We start from the raw sequence: 26,773 nt of genomic DNA, 5'->3' as shown, positions 1-26,773 counted from the left end.
TGCGCCGCAACTTTTCGGAATAATAAATACAGCAAAAAAAACTTAGTGCTCATTAACACGCTCAATTATAGTAACCGACTGCCAATGAAGCTTCCTTACCGCAACTCTTAAATCCATAGAACAGCAAAAACTCAAAGCCCTTTAAGCGTAACATATAAAATCACAAACGGTACAAATCTCACCCAAATTTCATAATAAAATAATGCTTCTTCGCGCATAAAAAAACGCGCAACTGCGCGTTTTATATCATTTTTCAAGATGTTTGATGTTACTCAACAACTTTCCAATCAATTTGTGCGCCAGCTTTAATTGGCACCACGTGGCTATCACCAAGCGGGTAACTCTGCGGGACAGTCCAGCTATCTCTCTTTAAAGTGATGGTATCTGTGTTTCTTGGCAGGCCATAAAAGTCAGCTCCAAAGTGACTCGCAAACCCTTCCAACTTGTCTAACGCATTTGCTTCTTCAAATGCCTCTGCGTACAGCTCTATCGCCGCATGTGCAGTGTAAGCACCAGCGCACCCACATGCAGCTTCTTTTTTATCCTTCGCATGCGGTGCAGAGTCAGTACCTAAAAAGAACTTCTTACTGCCGCTTGTTGCAGCTTCAATGAGTGCTTGTTGATGCGTGTTACGCTTAAGGATTGGTAAGCAATAATAGTGAGGACGTATGCCCCCTGCTAACATATGATTACGGTTATACAATAAATGGTGAGCTGTAATCGTCGCAGCTACATTATCTGGGGCATTTTTAACGAATTCAACGGCATCCTGTGTCGTTATATGCTCAAGCACAATTTTAAGTTCAGGGAATGACGCTACGATTTTGGATAATTTTGTCTCAATAAATACTTTTTCTCTATCAAAAATATCAATCGAAGAATCTGTTACTTCCCCATGCACTAATAGCAACATGCCTACCTCTTGCATTGCTTGTAAGGCAGGAAATATATTTTCGATACTTGTCACACCAGAATCTGAGTTGGTGGTTGCACCAGCAGGATACAGTTTTGCAGCAACAATGTGTCCACTTGCTTTGGCTTTTTTTATCTCTTCAGGTGTCGTGTTATCAGTAAGGTAAAGTACCATCAAAGGTTCAAAGTTTCCCTGAGGTTTAGCTGCCAATATACGATCGCGATAGGATAGTGCCGTCTCTGTACAGGTCGCTGGTGGTACAAGATTTGGCATTATAATAGCGCGCCCCATATAGCGGCTAATATCTCTAACGGTATCTTTAAGCTGCACGCCATCACGTAAATGCACATGCCAGTCATCAGGTCGAGTGATAGTGAGGGTTTCTACTTTACTTGTCATTGCTTTTTTCCACGGCTGAATTTGCTCGATCATAGGCAGTTAAGCATAGAGAGTAAAGTTTTTGAGCTTATCAAAAGAGCAAAATTGGCTCTTGAGTGGTATTTGTGTATAAAATGCTTTTTTTTTCGCAATAATGTGTCGTTTATCTTGCAAGTAAGTTAAATTGTCCCTAATTGTATCGGTGAGCGATGTAAATGCTTTCAAATAACAAATTAGAATCAAAAACAGAGCAGCTTAGCATCATTAATCAATTTTCTTCGTCTTTGTTACAGATAACGCAATTAGATGAACTTTTTGATTATGTAACGTCTCAAGTGGTTAGTCGCTTAGGATTTGTAGATTGTGTTATCTATCTTGCTGATGAAAACAGCGAATTTTTAGAAGAAGTCGCCAGCATGGGAGTGGCTCACCAAAGTGCTGATTACAAGGTTGCGCAAACTAAAATCCCCATACAACAAGGGATCACAGGGCATGTAGCACGCACAAGGCAAGCATTTGTTTCTGGCGATGTATCTGTCGAGCCTATGTATATTGCCGATAGTCGCCCTGCGTTATCTGAGATCTGTGTTCCTCTCGTTTATGAGGATAAGCTTCTTGGGGTTATCGATTGCGAACACCCGCAAAGAGATTACTTTACTGAAGGTCACTTACAGATACTCTCAACGGTTGCACACTTGTTAAGTTCAAAAATCAATCAGGTCAATACGCTTAACAATCTAACAAAAACCGTTGAGCAACTAAATCAGGCTCAACAACTGGAGCAATGCTTATTAAAAATTGCCAATATCACCTATCGCTCCCTCGATTTAGAAGCGTTTTATGACGAGCTATACCAAATAATCAATAGCCAATTGCCCGCAGATAACTTTTTTATCGGACTGTATGATCGTTACAGCGATATCCTAGAAATCGACTACCTAATTGAAGGTAAAATAAAGTGCAATGCGCACCAGCGTGTCTCTAAATCTCAAATAAAACACACCGCTTCGTATTACACACTCGCGTCAGGAAGACCTCTGCTGTGTAACAGTAGGGAATTTGAACACCATATTGAAATAGGCCATTTTCAAATGGTTGGCCAATCTCCAAAATCCTGGCTAGGTGTTCCCTTTGCTGTTAATGAACAGTACCAAGGGGTCATCGTTATTCAAAGCTACACACAAGATAAAGCCTTTAATCATCATCATTTGTCTATTTTGACTTATATTAGCCGGCAAGTGAGTATGGCTATTGACCGGCAACTATCTCGTCAAGCACTTGAACATCGAGCATTACACGATGAACTAACAGGGCTTGCTAATCGTTACTTGCTATTGGAGCGCGTAAAACACGCAATCCTTTCGTTGGATAGAGTTGAAGACGATAACTTGCATTGCTTGCTTTATCTCGATTTTGATAGGTTTAAAAGTATTAATGACGCATTGGGTCATGATGTTGGCGATCGCTTTTTAGTTGCGATTGTTGATTTAATAAAAGAGTGTATTCGCCGAACGGATACGTTTGCGCGCTTGGGCGGTGATGAGTTTGCGATTTTCATTGAAAATGTCAAAGATAAAGAGCAGGTTGCTTTAGCATTAGAAAGAATTAATGAAGCTATTGCCAAACCATTATTGATAGAAGGGCATAAACTGCAAGCATCTAGCAGCATAGGTGTTGCGTTTACCGGTAGTGCGACTGACAACGCAATAACGCTATTACAGCAAGCTGATGCCGCCATGTATGAGGCAAAGTCTCGTGGTAGAGGGCAAGTGTGTTATTTCAACAACGCAATGCGTAAAAAGTTAAAACGCCAAGCCGATATTGAAAATGATTTGCAGCATGGCATATTAAACAATGAATTTGAGCTGTATTTTCAACCTATATTCTCGTTACATGACCCACATATCGTGAGCTTTGAAGCCCTAGTTCGCTGGCATCATCCAAAAAATGGATTAGTGCCGCCTAACGACTTTATCCCAATAGCAGAGCAAACAGGTCAAATTATTGATTTAGACTTACATTTGCTAAGTTTAGCTGCCCAGCAACTACAGTCTTGGCGACAATCAGATCAACCAATGACACGGATCACTGTCAATGTCTCATCTAGGCATTTTGCAAGTTTAGATTTTGTGACTTACATGCAACAGCTATATATAGATTATCAGCTACCAAATGGTGCTTTGTGCTTAGAGATCACAGAGTCTGGTCTGATTGAAAATCTAAAACTCGCGACCAAAATCATTCGTGGGTTAGAGCCATTAGGGGTTAAATTATATCTGGATGATTTTGGCACTGGCTACTCTGCGCTTGGCTATTTGCATCAACTTCCTATCCATGTTTTAAAGCTAGATAAAACTTTTGTCGATAAACTCACCAGCAAAGAAAATCCTTTAATTGATGCAATTCTATCTTTAGCACGTTCACTGGATTTAAAGGTGGTTGCTGAGGGTATCGAAAACCCCAAACAGTGGGCATTATTAAAGCGCAAAGGCTGCCAATTTGGACAGGGGTTTGTAGTATCAAAGCCATTGCCTGCTGATCAAGCAATGCAATTTTTGATAAGCAATACAGACATGGCCTTATCTATTTAAAAGCCCCCCAAAGGGCTTTTTAAACACTTGAAAGTCTTCTCATCGCACAGAGCATGCTCACTTATAAGAAAAACGAGTGAGGACAGTTAGGTAATTGACCCGTTGTTTGCATTAGTCACACATCAAGTAGCTCAACTTTTTGGTAAATATTGTTCAAAAATCATCTAACATAAGCTGCTTAAGCTCGATGTACGTCAATCCTTAACCCCTTTCAAAACAAGATGAATAAAATTAATTTGTTTTTTTTGTAAAAAAGTTAAATAAACAATGACAACGCTGTCAAAAATAGTGTTATAGTGATTTTGTTAAAAACTAATCATCGATTGCTGGTTTTATAGACGTCTAGACGTTACTATTAGGTAATGACAGAGGTTCAGGGAAAGCAATCTGAATTTAACTCGCACTAGTAATGAGATTTATTAAAGATGATCGACATAAAGCACCTGAAAACTATCGCCACCCTCAAAGACACCGGTTCTCTTGTTAACACGGCCCGTGAGTTGTTCTTGACGCAATCAGCTTTATCACATCAAATTAAAGACTTAGAAAATAAATTAGATTGCCAATTATTCGAACGAAAAACTCAGCCGGTGCGTTTTACGCCGCAAGGTATGCTTTTGCTAGAGCTTGCTAATGATATTTTACCACGCGTCGAAGCAACAAAATGTAGATTAAAAGAAAGCCTCAACCAACCTATTTCACAACTAAAACTGAGCGTTGAATGCCATGCGTGCTTCCACTGGTTGTTGCCAACAATTAAAGAGTTTAATAATTTCTGGCCAGACATCAAAGTAGATTATGAGCAAGGTTTCAGCTATGACGCGATACCTGACCTTCTTGATGATGACTTAGACTTAGTATTGACTTCTGATATACGTGAACAAGACCGACTTGAATACGCTCATTTATTCGACTTTAAGTTAAAGCTCATTGTTGCACCCGATCATGAGTTGGCCAAAAAAGCTTACGTCACCGCCCTTGACCTTAAAAATGAAACCATTATTTCCTACCCAATCCCCAAAGAGCGGCAAGATATTTTCAAACACTTCATTCAAAATGCTCGCTTTGATGGTACCTTAAAAACAGTCGATCAGGGTCTGTTGATTTTCCAACTGGTCAGTGCAGGCATGGGTGTAGCAGCGCTGCCCGATTGGTTGGTAACACCATACGAAAGCCAAGGTCTCATTAAATCAATCCCTTTAGGGGCGCTTGGGCTCAATAGGCCAATGTACCTTGCCATGAAAAAGTCCATGAAAGATAACCCCGTATATCGCCATTTCTTAAACACTTGTAAACAGAACAACAATCGTTAAGCTATTATTTTAATGATGATTTAACTACACTAGGACCCAATCTAACTGATTGGGTTTTATATGTTTGTAATAAAAAAAGTGCTTGGCAGCTTACTGATGCCACTCCCTCTATCGCTTATTGCTATCGCTATTTGTTTATTGTTTATTAGTAAGAACAATAAAAAGTCATATGGATTAACCTGGCTAATAATAGTCAGCACCTGGCTTATTAGTACGCCCTTTATTGCAGATAAGGTTATTTCACCCGTGGAGATGCACCTTGCAACCTTCAACACACAAAAAAAAACTAGGGTCGATAAAATCGTTGTATTAGGGTGTGATGTTTATGCCAACAGTCGACTAAACGCAAATGCACAACTCGGCGGTTGCGCTTTGTCACGATTGACCGAGGGGGTGCGCTTGGCCCATTACTATAAATCAGCTCAACTCGTCGTATCAGGACAAACAAGTGCCAACTTGATGAAGCAAACAGCGATAGAGCTTGGAATAAGTGCGTCACGCATTAAAACTAATCCTAATGCTCTGGATACCAAAGACGAAGCAAAGCAGCTAGCTCCTTATTTAGTAGATACAAAGGTAGCGCTCGTAACATCAGCAAGTCATATGGCACGAGCTAAAGATTTGTTCATCGCCCAAGGTATTGATGTATTCGAGGCACCAACCCAATTTTACAACTTTGCGAGCCAGCCCCCTTACCGACAATTTATCGCTCAAGTGACGGCTCTAAAAGCAGTAACAGCACATTTTTATGAACTACTGGGTAAATCTTGGATCCAAATTAGACGTTGGCTAGATCCTGAGGCGCTCTAACGTGCCTCCTATAACGCAAACTTTATACGGGGTTATCGATGTCAATAAAAGTGACATCAAAATCATATTGTTCAGCTAAATACTCGCCTAGCGCTTTTACCCCATACCGCTCGGTTGCGTGATGGCCTGCAGCAAAAAAGTCAATTTCCTGCTCATTGGCACTATGGATAGTTTGCTCTGATGCTTCACCAGTTAGATAAGCATCTAAACCTTGACTCGCAGCCAAGTCTATATAACCTTGGCCCCCACCTGTACACCATGCAATTGTTTCAATCGGTTTATTACGGACACTATTAACCAAGGGCTTTCTATTCAAAGTGGTTGCAATTTTTTCAGCAAAGACTTCTGCTGATAGTGGGGTCTTAAGCCTTCCATATACCGGCACACTGGTTGGCGAGGCCTCTAAACCGCCCAATAACTCCATATCAAGCATTTTCGCCAATTGCGCATTATTGCCAAGTTCAGGGTGAATATCCAACGGCAGATGATAGCCATATAAATTAATATCATTTGCTAACAAAGAAGCAATTCTTCTTTTTTTCATACCGGTTATCACCTGCGCCTCTCCCTTCCAGAAGTAACCATGATGAACCAAAATAGTATCTGCTTGCAGTTCAATTGCTGCATTAATTAATGCTTGGCTGGCAGTCACTCCTGTGACAATTCTGTTCACAACATCAGCACCTTCCACTTGTAATCCATTTGGTGCAAAATCTCTCACGGCATCTGGTTTTAATAACGAATTTAGTAAATGTGTAAAATCTGAACGCTTCATGACTTAGCCATTATTAATTATGAAATAATCGTCAAATTTTGGCGTTTATAGATACAAATTGGAAGCAAAACCCTTAAAAAATTGAAAAATAGCACAAATATGGGTATAAATACTCTTTAATCTTAAATCCCGCGTATCCGCGTATAAAACGACTAGGATCTACGATGAGTAAACTAGATAAAACTGAAGTATTAAGCGCTTTTGAAGCTGCTTACGAAGCTGCCCATGGCAAGAAGCCAGAAATTACTACCAAGCCAGGCTGGTATAGTATTGATGGCGGAAAAAATCTACGCCTTGCAGACGTAGCTGCATTAACAGAAGAGCTAACTTCTGGTTCAGCGGCACCTAGCGAAGCACCGAAAGCAGCACCAGCTAAAAAAGCAAAAACAAGCAAAGCTGTGCCTGCTAAAGCAAATAAAACAGCACCTTTCAAAGTCATTAAAGAAAACACTGATGGCTACACTGCTGAAGAGCTATGGATTGTAGAGCTAGCGAGTAAAGACCATGATTGTCGCTTACCTCGTGGTGTAGTTTAAACAACCGCGCTTTTAAAGAAATAAAAAAACCGCATAATTGCGGTTTTTTTATTTCTTCGCTTCTGACACCCTATTTAACCTCAGCTGTGGATAAGAGTTTTGATAGTTCACAAGAGAGACATTGCAACCCCTTCAATATCCAATGACGATATTTCGCTCACTATCAAGGCATTTTCGTGAAGTAATAGCGAGCTATTACAAATGAAAATAACGAAGAGAGTGAGCGAAATAGCTTTATTGGGCAAATTCTCTTATGTGCAGCTGAGGTTATTTAACCTCAGCTGCACATAAGAGTTTTGATAGTTCACAAGAGAGACATTGCAACCCCTTCAATATCCAATGACGATATTTCGCTCACTATCAAGGCAGTTTCGTGAAGTAATAGCGAGCTATTACAAATGAAAATAACGAAGGGAGTGAGCGAAATAGCTTTATTGGGCAAATCCTCTTATGTGCAGCTGAGGTTATTTACATGCACACTAAATTTAAAAAGTTAGTTTAATTTTTTTGGCCTTCTAAAACCTCTTTTAAATTATTCAAGCCGACTTGTAAGTCATCGCCAAGCGCTTGTTCAAAATCCATAATAAACAGCATGAAGTTTATAGGATAGTCCATCTTGCCATGAAAACCCCAAGTGACCTTGGTCCCCTGTGAGACTCTCTCCGTTGTCATGTACGCGGGATCCGTAGACTGAAATGGTTCCATAAAACGTAATTCAAAATCGATGCGTTTGTTTTCATCAATTTTAATGATCTCTTGTTCCCCTGCACCAACTTCGGGGTTATCACTATGCCAAGTAGATATAAACCCAACAGTGCCATCTTCACCGGTATAGGTCTTTTTCATGTTTGGATCCATTTGTTCCCATGTACTATAATTCCCTTGATTTTTAAGGTGTTTTATATAGGAAAAAACAGGCTCAACAGGCTGCTCAATAACAACATGCCGCTCAACGTGGTAACTGTCTGATATAAATAACGCAATGATAAAAGGGAGTGCTATCACCAATAACAATGCAATAATAACTTTTTTCAACATCCTTCTGCCTCTTATAAATAACTAGGTAACTAAACCAATCTTATTGAAAACTAATCAAATAAACTCTTATTCCACTTTCGCTAATAAAGCTGCGCTAATAGCACCAACTAAACCTAGCAAACTATATATTACAATAAGATCTGCAGTAGTTAACCAGTTATCTAAAAAACCTATACTCCCTAATAGTAACAACAGCAACCCTATCACGGTGTTACTTACAGCGACGTAATCAGTTCGCTGATTACCTTGAGCTAAGTTAACTAAATACGTTTTCCGTCCAAGCCTAACCCCCTGATGTGCAACACTTAACAAAAAGTACATAGAGGGCAAAAACCAAATACTTGTCAGTAAATGCTCATAATATTGCACCACGAGATAAACTAATAAGCCGTTTAAAGTTACCAAAAAAGCGCTAAGCATCAGCACATGTTGACTCGATAGATCACTTAAGCGCCCCCAGATAGGTGCAGATAGCAAACTCGCGCCCCCTGATACAGCCATAAATACTGCTAAGAGTGGTAAGTTAAGTTGATGCTGAGATGCCAGCACAATATAAAATGGTGCACTCAACGCAGAACACAGCAAAAATGCACGAGTCATCACAAAATGACCGAAAGCTTTGTCTTTATATAATAATTTAAGCTTCTTTAGGGCCAATATAAGCCCATTTTTACTTCCTTGCGTTGCACCTCTATACTCATTTATTTGGCTGTAAAACCCAGCGGCAAACAGCCACATAGCGAAACCCAGAATGAGAGCCACTAATACAGCTTGGTACTGGGTACTTTCAGGTATCACCAACAAACTTAACGCAAACAATATTGTGGCCAACCCAGACATACTTGCAGCCAAGCCACTAATATTCCCACGCTGTGGCTTTGGGATCACCTTCCCTAATACATCTTTCGCAGCAATTGAATTAAAGCCTCTTGCTAAGCTGAATACACTCAACACCCCAAGTAAAGCCCAGCCAGCTTGGCTACCGGTGAGTGTTAAAGCAATAACCGCCATCAAGGCAATACAAATAGCCTGTACCAAAGCACCCGCTACCCAGACCCATTTTCTGACTGTAAGAGTGCGAACATAACTAGCGATCGCCAGTTGAGGGAGTAAAGAACCAGATTCTCGAATAGGCACTAACCAAGCAACAAATGCACTGGAAACACCAAGCCCTTGCATGAGCCAAGGAAGTGTTACTTTTGGGTTTAATAACGCATCCGCAAACTTACTGAATATTTGGCTAACCAGCATCAAAACGAAGTTGCCAGGAACATGCTTGCAAGCGTCATCGTCTATCGCTTCACATGCTCTGGCATCTTCAATATTCGCTAAGCGTTCATATATCTCTTCTTTGGTAAGTTTTGCCATACCAACCTTCGATTAAATATTTTAGCCAACAGCGTTTTAATAGAACTGTCGCTTATCTGCAGTCGTCATAGCATTCTATATACAGGCTAAATAACCGACTATTAGCCAAACAACCGTTCAAACCAGCTTTTATCTAACTCGTCTTCACAACGCTTTAACTGTGCACCATAGCGACTGGCTCTATGTTTAACTTTGTTCGCCACAGACATCAGCCACTTTTTCTTTCGGTAGGTACCACGCTTATAACCGCCCCATCCTTCGTGGTAGTTCAAATACTGAGCATAAGCATCCCACTTTGAGACACCGTTCACTTTATGAGTTTTATAAACAAACCACGCCATAAAGTCGATGGCATCTTCGAAGTCATCACGGTCAGCCCCTGAATTACCCGTTTCTCGAATATAATCACTCCATGTAGGGGTCTTAGCTTGAGAGTAACCATATGCAGAGCTTGCTCTACCTATTGGGATCACCCATAAAAAATATTCCATAGGTGGTGCTGCGTCATGTCGAAAAGAACTTTCTTGATACATCATTGCCATAAGCACGTGTTTGGGGGACCCCCACTTTTCTTGCGCATCTCGGGCATCGTAATACCAGTCTTCTTTTTCTTTAAAAATCTTACAGATATCATGAGGTTGCTTTGGAGGAGCAGTGGCGCAACCGGCTAAAAATAACAATAAGGGTAATAAAGTTATAAATTTTTGCATTTTTTTTCAAACCCATTGAACTTTTCTAAATAGTGCCGGTCTTAACTTATGAATGCAGCAGTTTAGCATTGTTTCATCCCTGAAATTTATTTGCGCAGTTTATTAAACTGCGCTTTTTTTTGCCTACGCCTTAGCAAAGTACTCATCTAGGAAAACTACAAAATCTTTATCATCATTCTCTTTTATTGATGAAGCTGCTACCTGTGACTCAACAGCTGCTTCACTTAAGATTTTATCGCTGTATTGTTGGTAATCAACATCTTGGTAAAATGCTTTGTACTGCTCAGCTAACTCTAGTGCCATACAGCCGCTATCTTGCTGCCTCTCTATTAGCTGTGCAACTAAGCGACCTGAGTATGTTTGCTCTGGGTGTTTCACCCACTGGCTTAGGCTATTAATAGTATTAGTATATTTGGTACTATCATTTGCCTCATCCATCCACTTTGCAACAGCAACTAGATCAGAAAAAATGCTCTCAGCCCATCTTTGTAACAATACGTGCTCGTTATATTTAAGCAAAGTAACGGCAGGATCACGCCCTTGATTAACCACTGAAGTTAAATTGTCTTGCGTTACCTTTTGCTCTTCCCAACTCATTTCTGGGGAAGGTTTTAATAAACAGTAAGTTAAAAACACATCCAAAAAGTTAATCTGCTCTATGCTGATGCCCGTATCAACAAATGGGTTAACATCTAGTGCACGAATTTCAATATACTCAATTCCCCCACGCTCTAATGCATGAGTCGGTGCTTCACCACTGAGAGCATTGCGTTTAGGCCTGATCGGAGAGTAAAACTCATTTTCAATCTGCAAAATGTTTTTATTAAGCTGTTTTGGTGACGTGCTCTTATAGTCGTCCAACGCACCATATAAGTCTGAGTGGCAACGAATGGCTTGTCGAAGTCCAGCAATGTATTCATCTAACGAGTTATACATAACCCGTAATGAAGACTGAGCACTGTTGGTATAACCCAAATCCCCTAACCTCAAAGCAGTACCATGTTCAAGATACAAGGTGCCTTTACCTATCTTGTTAAACGGTAAACGGCTGTCTTTACCTTGCAAAAACGAAGAGCACAAAGCAGGAGATGCGCCAAACAAATAACTTACTAGCCATAATTCGCGTTTAAAGTTGCGAATTAGTCCAAGATATTTATCAGAAATAAAGCTCTGTAATGGTTGAGTATTATTTTCCAATTCATGCAAACTTTGCCAAAGCGTATCTGGAAAAGAAATATTAAAATGCACCCCGGCAATGGCCTGCATCATACTGCCATAGCGATTTTTAAGTCCTTGGCGATAAAGCGTTTTCATCTGACCGATGTTTGAGTCACCAAATTGCGCTAACGCAATTTCATCTTGATGCTCAATAAAACAAGGCATACTCATAGGCCAAAGTAGCTCTTCACCCATTTTGGAGAGCGTAAACTTTTGTAGATCTCTAAGCTGTGACAGAGTTTGCTGAGGGTCATCACTAACCGGCGTAATAAACTCAAGCAGAGACTCAGAAAAATCAGTAGTGATGCTACTATGCGTTAATGGATGGCCTGTCTCTTTGGGGTGAGGAGTTTGTGCAATCGTTCCATTTCTATTGATACGTAACGCTTCTCGCTCAATTCCACGTTTTATGCCCTTTATGGCGTACTTATGATTGGGCGTCGATAGCGCTGCCAATCGAGTCTGTAAATCTGTCGTTATCAAAAAAATATCCTCGGCCAACAAATAGGGCAATGCAAAACGTTATGGGGTCGCAATAATCAATATCAAGTTACAATAATAACTTTTCCACAATGCTCTGCTTTTTGCATATAATGATGCGCTTGAGCAACATCATGCATAACAAACTGTTTATCCATGTGTATCATCAGTTTGCCACTTCTATACGCTTGATACAATTCATTGAGATCATCGTTATTTACTTCTACCACCATGCCTTGCGCATTAATATCATTGTTCTTCGCAAATTCAACAACTTGCTCTTTGCTGATAGTAGGAACGCTAACCACTGCGCTGGGCTTATCTAAATTACCAAGCAGTTTTAGCGCAACCTCCCCGCCAACTAAGTCTAATAATTGAGCATGGTAACGTTGTTGATAAAACGCTTCATACCCCATTATTTTTACGTTCAACTCTTTTAGTAACGGGTGTTCAGGTCGGCTGCTTAAAGCTATAACTCGTCTACCTTGCAACTTGGCTAATTGCACCGCAATATGCCCAACGCCCCCTGTTGGCGCATTAATAAAAAGCGGTATGTCTTTAACAATAGGCAAACGCTTGAGCGCTTGCAGCGCAGTTAAGCCACTCAAACATAGACCCGCTATGGCCAAGTTTTCTTTCTTATCTAATATGATTAATTGGCTCATGTGCGCATCAACCTGATGCGAGTAACATCCAGGATTAAAGGCAAAACCAACCATGCCTATCACGTATTGGCCTTTACGAAAGCGTGTAACTTGCTCGCCCACATCTGTTATTTGACCATAAAGATCATATCCTAGACCCATAAAACACTCAGGCTTTTTATGTGCAGCCACAAAGCCGAGTCCCATTCTTGTTTTAATATCAATAGGGTTTACACTGCTTGCCAGTACGTTTACTCGTACAGACTCTTTTTTAAGGGGGGTATCTTCAATTTGTTTGGAGAGAATATTAGCGACATCACCAAAATGCTCAATCCCATACATTAACTTTGATTCTGCCATTGCAATACGCTCTGTCGTGATGCTAGATAACTCGCTATAATCTAACACAATTAGAATTAATCTGCCGTATAGAAGCAGGAAAATCACCAGTAATGTACTAGAACGTACGGTGACAGTAATAACAAGCAGGAATACAAACCTACAGCTATGTATTCGTGACCCAATGGAGAAAGCTATGCGTCGTGGGCAAAAAACGATAGATGAAGAAGTCACATTTGACGACAGTCAACAACTGGTTTCAACAACCGACCTTCGGGGTGTAACGACCTATGCGAACGATGCATTTTGTCACGTTTCGGGGTTTTCACGAGAAGAACTTGTAGGGAAAAACCATAATATTGTCCGCCATCCTGACATGCCAAAAGCCGCTTTCAAAGAGTTATGGGATAAGCTAAAAGATGGCCACTCGTGGCGCGGCGTTGTTAAGAATCGTTGTAAAGATGGTCGGTATTATTGGGTAGATGCATTTGTAACCCCCATTTTTGAGCACGGTCAACTTACCGGTTACCAATCCGTTCGAGTTCGCCCCAGTAATACACTAAAGCAGCGAGCCCAAACACTGTACGACGCTATCAATCAAGGAAAGCGTATTTGGCATTGGAGTGAACAAGTCACCCTGCGCCAATTAGTCAGTGCCAGCATAGTGATAGCCAGTGTTGCTTTGATAGGTTGGTTTGCGGGCCTTACAGCAGCAATTTTATTGCTCGGTGCTTTTATTAGTTTGATTATGGTCAATTTTGAAGAACTGATCGCCACCCCTAGAGCGTTGCAAGCACAACAGGCGCAGTTTGATTCAGTATCTCGCTATATTTACGATGGGCATAGCGCCTTTAGCGTCGCCAAGTACAATCAAGGAATGTTACAGGCAAAATTGCGAACAGTGCTTGGCAGAATGAGAGATTCAACCGTCACATTTAAGGATATAGCGACCAGCTTAGATGATAAGTCCAGCCAAACAGAACAAGGGATACAAGCTCAAAGCCAACGTCTTAGCTCTATTGCAACAGCTATGTCTCAGATGAGCAGTACTATCGGAGAGATATCTCATAATACAGCTGAAACAGCACAAAAAGTCGATGTTACTCAACAGCACTGTCAAGACATCAAGTCGTCCATGTCAGACAATGTCGACATGGTCACCAGCTTAGCCAGTCAGGTTGATGAAGCGGCACAAACGGCAAACTCACTGGCCAGTGAAGCTGAAAAGATTGGCAAGGTAATGACCGAAATTGAAGGCATTGCTGAGCAAACCAACTTACTAGCATTAAATGCCGCGATTGAAGCTGCAAGAGCAGGCGAACATGGTCGAGGCTTTGCTGTTGTTGCAGATGAAGTTCGAGCGCTTTCTTCTAGAACTCAAAATGCCACTAGCCACATTTATGCCTCTATAAAAGAAATCCAAGATACGTTATTTAGCTGGTCAAATGTGATGCAAAGTACCAAAGATAGAGCCGACTCTTGTGCCCAAGCTAGTCAAAACAGTCAACAAGCACTTGAAACCATTTTCGTGCAAATAAGTGAAATCGCCCAATCAGCTCAGGAAATCTCTGCGGCGGCAGAGCAGCAGCAAGTAGTGAGCGTTGAAATAAACAATAATATTGGCAACATTAAAGAGCACGGTAATGATAATTTGCAGCTAAGTTATCAAGTCGCTGAAGATGCGGCAAAATTAGTCGAAAGCGCAAATAAAATCTCAGGACTACTACTAACATTTAAGGCTTAAGCCACGTACACCTAAGCGCGCTGAAAGGGGATTATTTTGAGTAAAAGTACCAGAGCAGTTAACTCAAGCTACTCTCCCCCGGCGCTTTTTGAAATGAGGACAAACAACTCATTTGCTTACTAATTATCTTGAATGAGCTTATTATCACTTTCACCTATCGCTTTTAACAGGTAGCTTAGCTTACTTTTCACCGCCTCATGGAGCATCTCAACGCTAAAATGTATGCCAACCTGGCAAACCTTAGAGCCCCCTACTTTGCTATCCAGTGCAATCAAGCGCACAGGCACACCATAAATTGGCTCTATCAGCATGTTGCCCTCTTGATTCAAATCAAAGATATCTAACTCAATACTGTAATTATTAAATAGGTGTAATTCACGGCTGTATGTAAGCTCTATCAGCATGCCTGTGTGACTAATATTTTTTACTGTTCCCGCTATCTTTCGATTGCTTGTTTGAATTCTCACCCTATGCTCTGGCAAACTAGATAAGCGAACCGCACCACGACGATTTGCAGAATTCCAGGACTTGTGGATTGCATCTTCTAACTTTTCTGCCGTAAATGGTTTCATTACATATTGAGACACGCCATTTTGAATGGCTGACAACACATGTTCTTTGTCACCCAAAGAGCTCATCATAATGAATGGCATAGCTTTAAGCTTGGCTGACTGCCTAACTTTGCGCAGCAGCTCATCGCCATCCATTTTCGGCATTTGCCAATCAGCAATAATAATGTCAATTTTTCTTGTGTTTAGTAGTTCAAGCGCTTCTTTGCCATCAACCGCAACATAAACATTATCTGAACCCAAACGATTCTCTATGGTATTTCGCACCAAGTTACGTACCAGCTGGCAATCGTCCACAACCAAAAAGCTCACATCTTGCATTTAATGCCTCGTTAAAATTTGAATCTATGAAATACACTAAACGAGCAAACGCCAACATAAAACAACAACGTAAGCGACTCCTGTCACGTCTAGTTTTAGCATACCGAGCTAATCACAACAAATTACTGCTTGATAAGACTATGGGCATAAGTGTATTCGAGGAAAGCTGTGGCCTATTGATAGACATGTTCCTTTGCAGGATACAAAAAAGTCCAACCAAGTGGCTGTTTTTCAACCGCAGCCAAGACGCATTATACTCGGTTGTAATAAGATTGAAATGATCAGTGAAAAAACGAGCATAAAAACTGCGCTGCTCATTGCATTGTCTAACGTAAAAGCTGTCTTTTGCCAACTCACAGCTTCTTAAATTTGAGTAAACCTAACGCTGATTAGGTTTACTCAATAAAAAAGCAGGAATTACTTCACAAAGGTTATTTCATCATCACTAACATCAACTGTGATATGGTCACCGCTGACAAACTCACCCGAAAGCAAGCGCTGCGCAAGCGGGTTTTCAATGTACTGCTGCACGGCTCTTTTCAGTGGCCTTGCTCCAAATACCGGATCAAAACCACTTGCTGCGATCTTATCTAAAGCACCAGCGGTCAATGTAAACTCATAGCCTTTATCACGTAGCCGAGACTCAAGTTTCTCTAATTGAATACTCGCTATTTGCTTAATGTGCTCATTAATAAGTGGATGGAATACGACAGTTTCGTCGATACGGTTAATAAACTCAGGCCTAAACTGGCTCGCTAACACGCCCATCACTCGCTCTTTTAACGTTACATAATCATTGCTACCCGCCTGCTCTTGGATAATATCCGAGCCAAGGTTAGAGGTCATAATGATCACTGTATTTTTAAAATCGACCGTACGGCCTTGGCCATCTGTTAGACGCCCATCGTCCAATACTTGCAGCAAGATGTTAAACACATCTGGATGTGCCTTTTCTACTTCATCTAACAGCACCACTGAGTAGGGTCTGCGCCTAACAGCTTCTGTTAAGTAACCGCCTTCTTCGTAACCAACATAGCCTGGAGGTGCGCCAACAAGTCGAGCTACCGAGTGTTTTTCCATGAATTCTGACATATCAATGCGCACCATGGCATCTTCAGTGTCAAACATGAAATGCGCCAGTGCTTTTGTCAGCTCTGTTTTACCAACACCCGTTGGGCCTAAAAATAGGAAGGAGCCTATCGGACGGTTTGGATCGGCCAATCCAGCACGAGAACGCCTAATGGCATTTGCAACCGCATTAACGGCTTCATCTTGACCAATCACTTTTTTGTGTAGCTCATCTTCCATTTGCAGTAGCTTTTCTCTTTCGCCTTGTAGCATTTTTGCCACCGGGATCCCCGTCCAACGAGATAAAATTTCCGCAATTTCATCTTCGCCAACTTGGTTTTTCAGTAAGCTCATTTCTTGCATCTCCGCTTGAGATGCAAGATCTAACTTTCTTTCAAGTTCTGGGATCCGGCCATACTGGAGTTCTGACATACGCTGTAAATCACTTGCTCGACGCGCAACTTCTAAATCTAGTCTAGCCTGCTCAAGCTCTGCCTTGATCACTTGCGTACCTTGAAGAGATGCTTTTTCTGCATTCCAAACTTCGTCTAACTCTTTATATTCCGTTTCTAGTTCACCTATCAGTGATTGCATCTCGCTGCGACGCTTTTGGCTCGCTTCATCCTTTTCTTTTGCCAATGCATTATCTTCAAGCTTTAACTGAATAATGCGACGCTCAAGTTTATCTAACTGCTCAGGTTTAGAGTCAATTTGTAAACGAATTGAGCTACCCGCTTCGTCAATTAAGTCAATGGCTTTGTCTGGTAATTGACGGTCGCTAATATATCGATGAGATAAATTGGCTGCAGCAACTATCGCTGGGTCGGTAATGTCAACCGAGTGATGTAGTTCATATCGCTCTTTTAAACCACGTAAGATTGCAATGGTGTCTTCGACACTGGGTTCGCTAACAAACACTTTTTGAAAACGTCGCTCAAGCGCAGCGTCTTTTTCAATATATTGTCGGTACTCATCCAACGTTGTGGCACCAACACAGTGTAGCTCTCCTCGTGCCAATGCCGGTTTAAGCATATTACCCGCATCCATTGCCCCATCGGTTTTACCGGCCCCCACCATTGTATGAATCTCGTCAATAAAGAGAATGACTTGGCCTTCTTCTTTTGCCAGCTCATTAAGCACCGATTTGAGCCGTTCTTCAAACTCACCACGGTATTTGGCACCCGCTACCAATGCACCTAAATCTAACGATAATACGCGCTTATTTTTTAAACCTTCTGGTACTTCCCCGTTAATAATGCGCTGCGCCAACCCTTCAACAATTGCTGTTTTACCGACGCCGGGTTCACCAATCAGTACCGGGTTATTTTTAGTACGACGTTGCAACACTTGAATAGTGCGACGGATCTCATCGTCTCGACCTATTACTGGGTCTAACTTACCTTGCTCCGCGCGCTCGGTTAAGTCTATTGTAAATTTTTCCAACGATTGTCGGGTATCTTCAGCATTAGGGCTATCTACCTTTTGCCCGCCACGTATAGCCTTTATAGCGGCCTCTATTTTTGTCTGAGTAATATTGAGTGATCTAAATATATCTCCCAATGGCCCTTTGTCTTCACATGCAGCAAATACAAACAACTCGCTGGAAATATACTGATCCTTGCGCTTTTGAGCGTATTTATCACATAAATTTATCAACGAAACCAAATTATTAGAAAGCTGGACATCACCACCAATACCTTCTACTTTAAAAATCTTTTCAATTGCTTGTGACAGTTTGCTGTTTAGCTCATCGGCACTGACCCCCACCTGCGCAAGTAAAGCTCGAACACTCGACCCATCTTGCTGTAACAAGGAGTACATTAAGTGCACTGGCTCTATAAACTGGTGATCTCGCCCAAGTGCTAATGACTGGGCATCTGAAAGCGCGGCTTGAAACTTACTGGTAAATCTATCTAAACGCATCTGTATCTACCTTAATAAAAAACTATATCTAGTTAATTAATGGGTATTATGAGCAGATTGTTCAAGTAATAAATGTCAGGAGAATGGAATTAATTGCGCCAGATCAAGCTCGCCATACGCCCTGTAGTCCCATCACGACGGTACGAGAAAAATAATGCTGGTTGAGATACAGTACAATACTGTCCACCAAATACCTGTGTGACACCACATTGAGCTAATTGACGTTTTGCTATCGCGTAAATATTAGCGAGAAATTTTCCATCACCATACGCATTAAAATCACGTTGGTGTGCTAGATTGAGAGCACAAAACTGCTCTTTAACCTCTTTACCTACTTCAAATTTTTGCGGGCCTATTGCAGGTCCTAACCAAACAAAAAGGTGCTCAGGTTTTGAGTCAAATTTAGCGAGCGTATTTGCAATAATATCTTTTGAAAGCGGCTTCCACCCGCCATGAATGGCAGCGACCTCAGTCCCGTTAAGATCACTTATCAAAATAGGCAAACAATCTGCCGTCATGATTGCTAAAGGTTGCTGGCGTAACTTGGTATAGTGCGCATCTGCCTCTGGTAGTAAAGAAGTCTGTGTCATCTCATCAACAACCAATACATCTGCACCATGTACTTGAGTGAGCCATTGTGCAGGACGAGGCAAATAATCAAGCAGCCGTTTATGATTTGTATCTACATCTTTGGACGTATCACTTACATGGTAGCCCAAATTAAAACTTTCAAAAGGCCCACAGGAGACGCCACCTACTCGAGTTGTAGATAACGCACCAACACAATGTTGTATGGGCCAATTGGGTAATATCATAGGCTAAAAGCTATAGCGCCAGATCGGGATTTGCTTTGGTGTCTTCGCGCAGCGCTTGCGTGAGTATTTGCATATCTTCGGGGATTGGAGCTTCCCATGTCATCATTTCACCCGTAATTGGATGAGCAATACTTAGCTTAGCTGCATGCAGTGCTTGGCGTTTAAAGTCACGTAATTGCGCAAATAGCTCAGGCGTTGCATTACGCGGAGGCCGAGGTCGACCACCATATAATTGGTCGCCAATTAATGGGTGATTTAAATAAGCCATGTGTACGCGGATCTGGTGGGTACGACCCGTTTCTAGACGCAAGCGCAAACGAGTGTGGGCTCTAAATTTTTCAGCAACACGATAATGCGTAATAGCGGGTTTGCCCATTTCATGAATAGCCATGTGCGTACGTTTTGTTGCATGGCGGCCAATTGGCTTTTCGACCATACCTCCCGCAGTCATGGTGCCATTACAAATCGCTTCATACTCTCGAGTAAAATTTTCTCGTGCTTGTAAGTTTTTTACTAAGTGTGTTTGCGCTTGTATCGTTTTAGCCACAACCATAAGCCCGGTCGTGTCTTTATCTAAACGATGCACAATACCCGCGCGTGGCACATTAATAATATCTGGGTGGTGATATAACAAGGCATTGAGTACCGTGCCATCTGGGTTACCTGCACCTGGGTGCACAACTAATCCCATTGGTTTATTGATCACCAAAATATCGTCATCTTCATATACGATGTCTAAGGCAATATCTTGAGCCTCGTATTCTCGAGGCGCTTCAATGTGTGTTTCAATCGCAACCGTTTCACCCCCCAATAGCTTTTCACGAGGCGTGTTTAATACACTCCCGTCAACCGTGACCTTGTCGTCTAAAATCCAAGTTTTTATTCTCGAACGAGAAAAATCTGGGAACAATTGCGCCAAAATCTGGTCTAGACGTTTGCCGCCTAACTCAGTAGGGACTTCAGCTTGAAGAGAAATTTGCTCTGACATCTGTAACTTTACCTAATTTACCAGTGCAAGCTGTGCTCGACTGGGTTAGAATCGCATAAATGCATAGTTTACTCGGTTTTACCCACTTGGCCTAGCCGAAGACAACAAAGGTAGTAAAATAAAATGATAAAATACTTAGGGAAGCGCGCCTTTGCCATCGTACTTAGCGCCTCATTTTTAGGCTTAGCAGCCTGCTCTTCTGCACCAGAACAAGATGAAATAGAACGCGTACCAAACAAATCAGCGCAAGCACTTTATGAAGATGCCAAAGAAACGCTCGATTCAGGGCTTTATGCAAGGGCAATTGAGTTATTAAGTGCCATTAACTCTCGCTACCCATTCGGGCCATATTCACGTCAGGTACAAATGGACTTAGTATTTGCCCATTATCAAACTGGCAACACTGAGCAAGCACTCGCTCATATTGACCGTTTTATTCGTTTAAATCCAAACCATAAAAACTTAGATTATATGTACTACATGCGTGGTTTGGTAAATATTAAAGCGGATGAAAATGCATTCCAAGATTATTTTGGTGTTGACCGAGCTGACCGCGATGCCAATCGTACACGAGTGGCATTTCAAGATTTATCAACCCTGGTAAACAGTTATCCAGATAGCACTTATGTGCCTGAAGCAAAAAAGCGACTTGCATGGCTATTAAACAAAATGGCCCGCTATGAGTTAAAAGTAGCGCAATACTATTTTGAACGTGAAGCTTATCTTGCTGCTGCAAACCGTGGTAAATATGTGGTAGAGCATTACTCACAAAGCAGTTACCTTAATGCGGCCTTAGAAATCATGGAAAAGAGTTATAAAAAACTAGGATTAGCCGAGCTGGCGGAGAATGCTAAACTCACAAGGCAGTTAAATAAGCGCTGATCCCGTATTAGCACATTTGGGTTGTAGCGAATAACAACTCAAAAAGTAATAAACATTAAGCCCCACATTCGGCGTGGGGCTTAAAAATTCGCAATTTGTTTAACTCAAGTTTGAATAAGTTATTTAGATTGCTTCTTCATCTTCTTCACCCGTACGGATACGTACAACACGCTCAACCTCAGTAACAAAGATTTTACCATCGCCAATTTTACCCGTTTGAGCGGTTTTCAAGATCACATCGATGGCTCTATCTACATCTTCGTCTGCTAATACGATATCTAGTTTCACTTTTGGCAAAAAATCCACCATATATTCCGCACCGCGATATAGCTCGGTATGGCCTTTTTGACGACCAAAGCCTTTTACTTCACAGACAGTCATACCGGTTATACCAACATCCGATAAAGCTTCTCTTACATCATCTAATTTAAATGGTTTAATTATCGCTTCTATTTTCTTCATGGCTCTGCACTTTCCTATGATGGTGCGTCGATTTTAATCAATACTAAAAATGTTAGCAAACAAAGTCATTGCCTTAGTTGTAAAAAGCACGCGATAATGAGTGCAGCTAATAATAAAAACTTATGTTGACTTATGTATGCTCTCCACCCGTTTTAGGCACACAGGTTTCACGCTTGTAGAATTATTAATCGCTCTGGCTATTCTGGCTGTACTGGCATCTATAGCTTTATATAGCAATAATAATTTACTCAGTAGCAACAGGGCTGAAACCTACTTGTTGGAGTTAAAGCGCACTATTAACTTCGCCAGAGCCAAAGCAACATCAAGCGACGAAATTGCTATTCTTTGCCCTGTAGATGAAGCTCAATTTAACCGTGGTGGAGATGCAACTTGCTTATCTAACTGGTCGTCAAGTGCAAAAATTGTATTTGTTGACAAAAACAACAATGGTAGTTTTGATAGCGCTAATGAGCCTGTTTTAAGAGTGATAGACCCAATACCTAATGCAGACAAGCTAAGCTTTGCAAGCGCATTTATCCGCTTTGACGGCAGTGGCCAAATCACCAGCACATTAGGCCAATTTGTTTATTGTCCAAGCAGCAGTGACTCGCCAAACCAAATGCTAACTATCACACAATCAGGCAATGCATTGTTCAACGGAAAAACCTCGTTAGACTGTAACTAACTGCTCATAATACTGTAAGCAAATTCACCTTCGGCTGTAATCGATGACCATACTTCGGACCTCTCATAGATAAAAGCATTTGTTTTAAAAGCGCTTTATTTTTATATCTTTACAGTCAACAGCCATAGGATCACATTATAAGATTGCAACTCCCCTCTCATGAGCTAAATTTCAAACACGCTTCTGTAATTAGGGCTATCCAAGGATGGATAAACAACGACGTGCAGTATATGTGGGGCTCACCTTAATCGAGGTGCTCGTTACACTCACCATACTAAGCTCTCTAATGAGTTTGGCATTATCAAGTTACGGTGAAATCATTTCCGACTACAGGCCTGAGCTTGCACTTAAACAACTAAAACGTGCATTGGCGCTGGCAAGAACACAAGCAGCCTCCACGGGGAATGAAACCACAATCTGCCACTTAGATAACAACCGCTGTATCCCAAATACTTGGCATAAAGAAATAACGGTGTTTATAGATAAGGGAGACTTAAGAGTATTTGATAAAGAGGATGTTCGATTATATGAAATCTCGGCAATACCCAGTACAGACTCCATAGACTACCCAAGACCCGCTATTATTTTTAACTACGATGCGTCAATTCGAGGCTTTACAAATGGCACTTTTGTATATTGCTTACCTGAGAAAAATGGCGAATCGCTAGGCCTAGAAATGAGTGTAAGTAACACAGGAAGAGCTCGTATAAGGGACACTGATAAATGCCCCTTATAATTTGGTCTTAGCGTTGCCAACAATACTCTTTTGTTTCACTTCCTTCGCTAAGCTTTTGACCCAGCTCATTGATCATCAAAGCTGAACACTCTTTATCTCCAGAGACAGGGCCTGCTATTGGCTTAGCGACCACTTCAAATGTTGCTTCATCGACAGTAACCGACAGGGAGTAATAGCCATTTTCTGTTTTTTCTGGAACCCCAATATCTGATAATTTATCGGTATAGCTACGATTGTCGACATAATACTGCTCTTGCTTATTCGCAGCATCTAGCAAAACCACCATGGCTTCTGAGCGAGCAGCCTTGACTAAAAAGTTTCTGTAACTGGGATAAGCTACCGAAGCCACGATCCCCAGAATAACCAAAACAATTAACGCTTCCAAAAGCGTAAATCCTTTACCCTTAATATTATTATTTCTCATCATTTTCTTCTTTTTTATAAATAAACATTTGTCTTGTTTTTAAGCCAAAGTCTACCTGCTCTCTTGTCAACTTTACCTTGCCATTAATAACCACAGGTTGTGCTTCTGTGACAATTCCTGCCGCTTTCCAAGGTGTCCCAGCCACAGGTCCTTTTCCTCCACCCGACGCTTCGCTTTTCTTGATTGCAGGCCCTACCATTCTTACCACAGTCTCACAATCTGTACCGCTTGTGCCCTCACAGCTAACATACTTTTTAGGCGTATCAGGCACAACAGGAGTCGTCTCGTATTTTAGCTTTTCATATACCTGTGTCCCGTAATGTAAGTGAAATGCATAGAGGTTGCCCTTACCTGCTGACGCTTCACAACGGCTAACACTCGCAGGTGGAGTAAATGATGTAAAATAAGCAACCCCCCCAGCTACCGTTGGAGAGGCAAGTGACTTCTCATTGGCTGAGAGGGCATATTTCCAGCCATTAAAGCCCCCTAATGTAACTTCAACATCAGTAAAGCCATCAATGTCATTGAGCTTTGCTGCAAAAGGGTCGCTACTAATATCCATTAAATCGGCAACTTTTATTGGCTCAGGAACGTTCGTTTGAAAAGACTGTGTCACCGTATTTTCATCTCGGATCATAAACAAGTAATCTTTTACCCCATTAAGCGTTGGCCTAGAGCGATTGCCCGAGCCCAATAATATCGCCTCATAAGGCGTGTCTTTGCGTGTTTTCAGTGCAGTGCCTGATACTGTTGTGCGAGTTACCTTACTAAAGTAAGTATTTGCCACAGCTGGTTTGTAAAAAAAACGTCGATCACCGCTGGTACCTGCACCTGCTAATTCAGCAAGTTTAAAATGAGTCCACTTGGTGTCTGAATCATTAGGGTTATCTCCTGGCATGTCTACCCGCCAAACATCGCCTCCAGTATCAGCAAAATACAGCCTATCGGTATAACCATCATAGTTTGAGTCGAGTATTTCAACGTCTGCGGGTATACTGTGTTTTCCTTGAAATCCTGATGCAGGTGTTAATGACCACACCAAAGCCCCTGTTTTTGCATCCACAATAAATATACCTCTGCCCGCACTGTCCGACGACTTTCCATTGCTATCTTTATTTGTGTCGTAACCCGCAGCAAAAATCAAAACGGGTGAATCACCTTGCTTTTCAATAAAGGTAACTTGAGGCTTCGACCAAGTCTGCGCTAGCTCTTTGAAGTCATCTTTGCCACCGATGATTGGTCCTCCCCACAGCATTGTGGGTTCATCTGGGTTAGTTATATCAAAGGCATAGTAGTGCTTGCCACCTCGTCGCATGCCAGCAAAGAGCCAAACTTTATCTTCACCATTAACTTTTTTATCTTGGTCAACATCATGAAAATAGACCGTTAAAGGGCCATCCATGCCATATAGCTTGGTATCTGCCTGAGCCATTCGAGTACTGTGCAATATGTCAAATAAAGCCTCTGGAATAAATGCCCAACTTTCTGATACTGTATTCCCTTCATCTTTGAACATATGTAAAAGGCCAGCATTTGTTCCAACTATGACTCTAATATCACCATTACCGTAATCCATAGTTACAGGCTTAGAATGTAATGGGTCGCCGAAAATTGTATCTCTGCGTTCACTGGAGTTACCATCTTTATCTTCATCATCCACATCTTGCCCATAAACCCAATTAATTAGTTGCTCTACATTTTTTTTCTTCCGCCCGGGTATATTTGCTATTTTTAACTTATCAGCAAAGGTCTTCCATTTTCGGTACTGTCGCTTACCCTCTGTCGCTGTAAACTCTCTTAGCTGCCCTGCGCCATAGTCTGAATAGATGGTCCGTTGACTTTGCTTTTGTAGACTTTCATTCACACCACCACGCTTTACACTATTGCCATCTTGAGAGCCGGGTTCTGACCAGAATGTCGTTGCGCTCGCTTTTATCAAACCATTTTCGTCTAACGCTGCTGCACCATGCATATCAACCACGTTATTATTTGCAAACTCCAGCTTTTTCAAGTTGCCCTGCCAGCGTGCATTTGGCGATGCCAAAAACATCGTGTAATAAAGAGATTTCCCACTTTCCGTTTGATTTGAGTTACTGGTTGAAATAGACGGAGAAGTAAAGCTGTCATTTAGCTCTCGTATGTTATCTAGCTGATTTTTTAGCGCTTCGGATAGCTCATTTGCCGTGTTGGCCTGCGTGTAAACCCCACCACCTAGTTCAGCGGTTTTTTCTAGTATAGCGATACCTTCATCATCCATCCCTGTACCAAAGCCAATGGTATACACTCTACCTCTATCCTTTACACTGCCCCCAAGCAATGTATATAGGTCTTCACGCTGATGTATAACTTCTGCAAGCGCAGGTAAGTAACTGCCATGAAGCGCGGTTGGAAGCGTCGAAAATGTTGCCAGATATTCACTTGTAATACTCAGGTCACTATCACTATCATTGGATGGCTCTCCGTCAGTTACGACAATCACATTGGCAGAGCTACCACAAACATTGGGGTCATTCGCAATGGCTTCAAACGGTGAAATGTAATGACCGTATCGCTGCACACTGGCATCCTGATCAGACGATGGCCAAAACCACGAGTAGTAGCGTGTGCGTCCGCTTAAATATAAATAAGCTTCCCAAAGTGTCTCACTTAGTGGTGTGGCACCATTGGCTTCTAACGAGTTAACTTGAGTTAATATCGTTGAGCGGTTTGCACCCAGTCCCGCTAAAATATAACCACCGTTGCTACCATTAAAGCGCATTAAACCGAAGTCAATATCCGCGTTGTCATTGAGCAACTTGGTGACGGCATTTTTTGCAACCCCCAAACGATTATTAGGGCAGAGGATATAGCGCTCAAGCGCATAATCGTAACCACATGAGTTACCATCAATACTTGAAAATGCCATACTGCCCGATGTATCAAAAATGACCATCACTTTGGGGGTTTGCTGAACATTAACGTTACGTTTTAAATAGAGCTCTATATCGTCAGCCAAGGCTGTTTTAGCAATGAGAAGCAAAAAACAAGCAAGTAATTTTCTCAT

General features: G+C 41.6%; 22 protein-coding genes. 8 read left to right on the top strand and 14 right to left on the bottom strand.

Annotated elements, in window-relative coordinates; genetic code table 11:
• Positions 1–268: 268 nt before the first annotated feature.
• Positions 269–1,312, bottom strand: a complete 1,044-nt coding sequence (gene pyrC, locus GDK41_RS04935; RefSeq protein ID WP_152085366.1) for a dihydroorotase — start codon at positions 1,310–1,312, stop codon at positions 269–271.
• Positions 1,313–1,506: 194 nt separating this feature from the next.
• Here pyrC and GDK41_RS04930 point away from each other — a divergent pair, with 194 nt between their 5' ends.
• From GDK41_RS04930 to GDK41_RS04920, 3 genes are all read left to right on the top strand, one after another.
• Positions 1,507–3,882, top strand: coding sequence for a bifunctional diguanylate cyclase/phosphodiesterase (locus GDK41_RS04930; protein WP_152085365.1), 2,376 nt, complete (start codon positions 1,507–1,509; stop codon positions 3,880–3,882).
• Between the two features lie 425 nt (positions 3,883–4,307).
• Positions 4,308–5,195: a LysR substrate-binding domain-containing protein gene (locus GDK41_RS04925; RefSeq protein ID WP_152085364.1), complete on the top strand. Its 888-nt coding sequence runs from the start codon at positions 4,308–4,310 to the stop codon at positions 5,193–5,195.
• Positions 5,196–5,255: 60 nt separating this feature from the next.
• Positions 5,256–6,005 (top strand): YdcF family protein, encoded by a 750-nt coding sequence (locus tag GDK41_RS04920; protein ID WP_152085363.1) that lies wholly within the window; start codon positions 5,256–5,258, stop codon positions 6,003–6,005.
• 22 nt (positions 6,006–6,027) lie between these two features.
• On the opposite strand, the gene GDK41_RS04915 is transcribed toward GDK41_RS04920, so the two are convergent.
• On the bottom strand, positions 6,028–6,780 hold the full coding sequence (locus tag GDK41_RS04915) for a Nif3-like dinuclear metal center hexameric protein (RefSeq protein WP_152085362.1): 753 nt from the start codon (positions 6,778–6,780) through the stop codon (positions 6,028–6,030).
• A 164-nt stretch (positions 6,781–6,944) separates the two neighbouring features.
• Here GDK41_RS04915 and GDK41_RS04910 point away from each other — a divergent pair, with 164 nt between their 5' ends.
• Positions 6,945–7,316: a hypothetical protein gene (locus GDK41_RS04910; RefSeq protein ID WP_152085361.1), complete on the top strand. Its 372-nt coding sequence runs from the start codon at positions 6,945–6,947 to the stop codon at positions 7,314–7,316.
• A 498-nt stretch (positions 7,317–7,814) separates the two neighbouring features.
• Here the strand turns inward: GDK41_RS04910 and GDK41_RS04905 are convergent, their stop codons facing one another.
• The 5 genes from GDK41_RS04905 to GDK41_RS04885 all read right to left on the bottom strand — a co-directional run bounded on the left by GDK41_RS04905 (position 7,815) and on the right by GDK41_RS04885 (position 13,182).
• A complete protein-coding gene (locus GDK41_RS04905; RefSeq protein ID WP_152085360.1) occupies positions 7,815–8,354 on the bottom strand; it encodes an SRPBCC family protein in 540 nt (179 codons plus the stop codon).
• A gap of 66 nt (positions 8,355–8,420) precedes the next feature.
• Complete coding sequence (locus tag GDK41_RS04900) at positions 8,421–9,722, bottom strand: MFS transporter (protein WP_152085359.1); 1,302 nt, start codon at positions 9,720–9,722, stop codon at positions 8,421–8,423.
• 101 nt (positions 9,723–9,823) lie between these two features.
• Complete coding sequence (locus GDK41_RS04895; protein ID WP_152085358.1) at positions 9,824–10,432, bottom strand: transglycosylase SLT domain-containing protein; 609 nt, start codon at positions 10,430–10,432, stop codon at positions 9,824–9,826.
• 123 nt (positions 10,433–10,555) lie between these two features.
• Positions 10,556–12,133 carry a glutamate--cysteine ligase gene (gene gshA / locus GDK41_RS04890; RefSeq protein ID WP_152085357.1) on the bottom strand — a complete coding sequence of 526 codons (1,578 nt, stop codon included), beginning with the start codon at positions 12,131–12,133 and terminating at the stop codon, positions 10,556–10,558.
• A 62-nt stretch (positions 12,134–12,195) separates the two neighbouring features.
• The gene (locus tag GDK41_RS04885; RefSeq protein WP_152085356.1) at positions 12,196–13,182 is read right to left on the bottom strand and encodes a zinc-binding dehydrogenase; all 987 of its coding nucleotides are present in this window, start codon (positions 13,180–13,182) and stop codon (positions 12,196–12,198) included.
• Between the two features lie 127 nt (positions 13,183–13,309).
• On the opposite strand from GDK41_RS04885, the gene GDK41_RS04880 reads away from it, so the two are divergent.
• A complete protein-coding gene (locus GDK41_RS04880; protein ID WP_152085355.1) occupies positions 13,310–14,857 on the top strand; it encodes a methyl-accepting chemotaxis protein in 1,548 nt (515 codons plus the stop codon).
• A 119-nt stretch (positions 14,858–14,976) separates the two neighbouring features.
• Here GDK41_RS04880 and GDK41_RS04875 read toward each other — a convergent pair whose 3' ends face one another.
• The 4 genes from GDK41_RS04875 to rluD all read right to left on the bottom strand — a co-directional run bounded on the left by GDK41_RS04875 (position 14,977) and on the right by rluD (position 20,541).
• A complete protein-coding gene (locus GDK41_RS04875; protein ID WP_152085354.1) occupies positions 14,977–15,747 on the bottom strand; it encodes a response regulator in 771 nt (256 codons plus the stop codon).
• Positions 15,748–16,164: 417 nt separating this feature from the next.
• Positions 16,165–18,738: an ATP-dependent chaperone ClpB gene (gene clpB / locus GDK41_RS04870; RefSeq protein WP_152085353.1), complete on the bottom strand. Its 2,574-nt coding sequence runs from the start codon at positions 18,736–18,738 to the stop codon at positions 16,165–16,167.
• An 89-nt stretch (positions 18,739–18,827) separates the two neighbouring features.
• The gene (gene pgeF, locus GDK41_RS04865; RefSeq protein ID WP_152085352.1) at positions 18,828–19,553 is read right to left on the bottom strand and encodes a peptidoglycan editing factor PgeF; all 726 of its coding nucleotides are present in this window, start codon (positions 19,551–19,553) and stop codon (positions 18,828–18,830) included.
• Between the two features lie 10 nt (positions 19,554–19,563).
• Positions 19,564–20,541: a 23S rRNA pseudouridine(1911/1915/1917) synthase RluD gene (rluD, locus tag GDK41_RS04860; protein WP_152085351.1), complete on the bottom strand. Its 978-nt coding sequence runs from the start codon at positions 20,539–20,541 to the stop codon at positions 19,564–19,566.
• Between the two features lie 123 nt (positions 20,542–20,664).
• Between rluD and GDK41_RS04855 the strand changes: the two genes are divergently transcribed.
• Entirely contained in the window at positions 20,665–21,423 is a 759-nt protein-coding gene (locus tag GDK41_RS04855; RefSeq protein ID WP_152085350.1) for an outer membrane protein assembly factor BamD, read from the top strand.
• Between the two features lie 123 nt (positions 21,424–21,546).
• Here the strand turns inward: GDK41_RS04855 and glnB are convergent, their stop codons facing one another.
• A complete protein-coding gene (glnB, locus tag GDK41_RS04850; RefSeq protein WP_152085349.1) occupies positions 21,547–21,885 on the bottom strand; it encodes a nitrogen regulatory protein P-II in 339 nt (112 codons plus the stop codon).
• Between the two features lie 136 nt (positions 21,886–22,021).
• On the opposite strand from glnB, the gene GDK41_RS04845 reads away from it, so the two are divergent.
• Together GDK41_RS04845 and GDK41_RS04840 are read left to right on the top strand one after the other, a co-directional pair.
• Entirely contained in the window at positions 22,022–22,570 is a 549-nt protein-coding gene (locus GDK41_RS04845; protein WP_152087514.1) for a GspH/FimT family pseudopilin, read from the top strand.
• A gap of 205 nt (positions 22,571–22,775) precedes the next feature.
• On the top strand, positions 22,776–23,306 hold the full coding sequence (locus tag GDK41_RS04840) for a GspH/FimT family pseudopilin (RefSeq protein WP_152085348.1): 531 nt from the start codon (positions 22,776–22,778) through the stop codon (positions 23,304–23,306).
• 7 nt (positions 23,307–23,313) lie between these two features.
• Here GDK41_RS04840 and GDK41_RS04835 read toward each other — a convergent pair whose 3' ends face one another.
• Positions 23,314–23,733 carry a type IV pilin protein gene (locus tag GDK41_RS04835; protein ID WP_332096053.1) on the bottom strand — a complete coding sequence of 140 codons (420 nt, stop codon included), beginning with the start codon at positions 23,731–23,733 and terminating at the stop codon, positions 23,314–23,316.
• Entirely contained in the window at positions 23,720–26,773 is a 3,054-nt protein-coding gene (locus GDK41_RS04830) for a pilus assembly protein (RefSeq protein ID WP_152085346.1), read from the bottom strand. The genes GDK41_RS04835 and GDK41_RS04830 overlap by 14 nt, the downstream gene beginning before the upstream one ends.

Source organism: Pseudoalteromonas sp. A25, from assembly GCF_009176705.1.
Lineage (GTDB): Bacteria > Pseudomonadota > Gammaproteobacteria > Enterobacterales > Alteromonadaceae > Pseudoalteromonas.
Note: the sequence above shows the minus strand (reverse complement) of the source record. Positions and strands in the feature narration are given on the sequence as shown.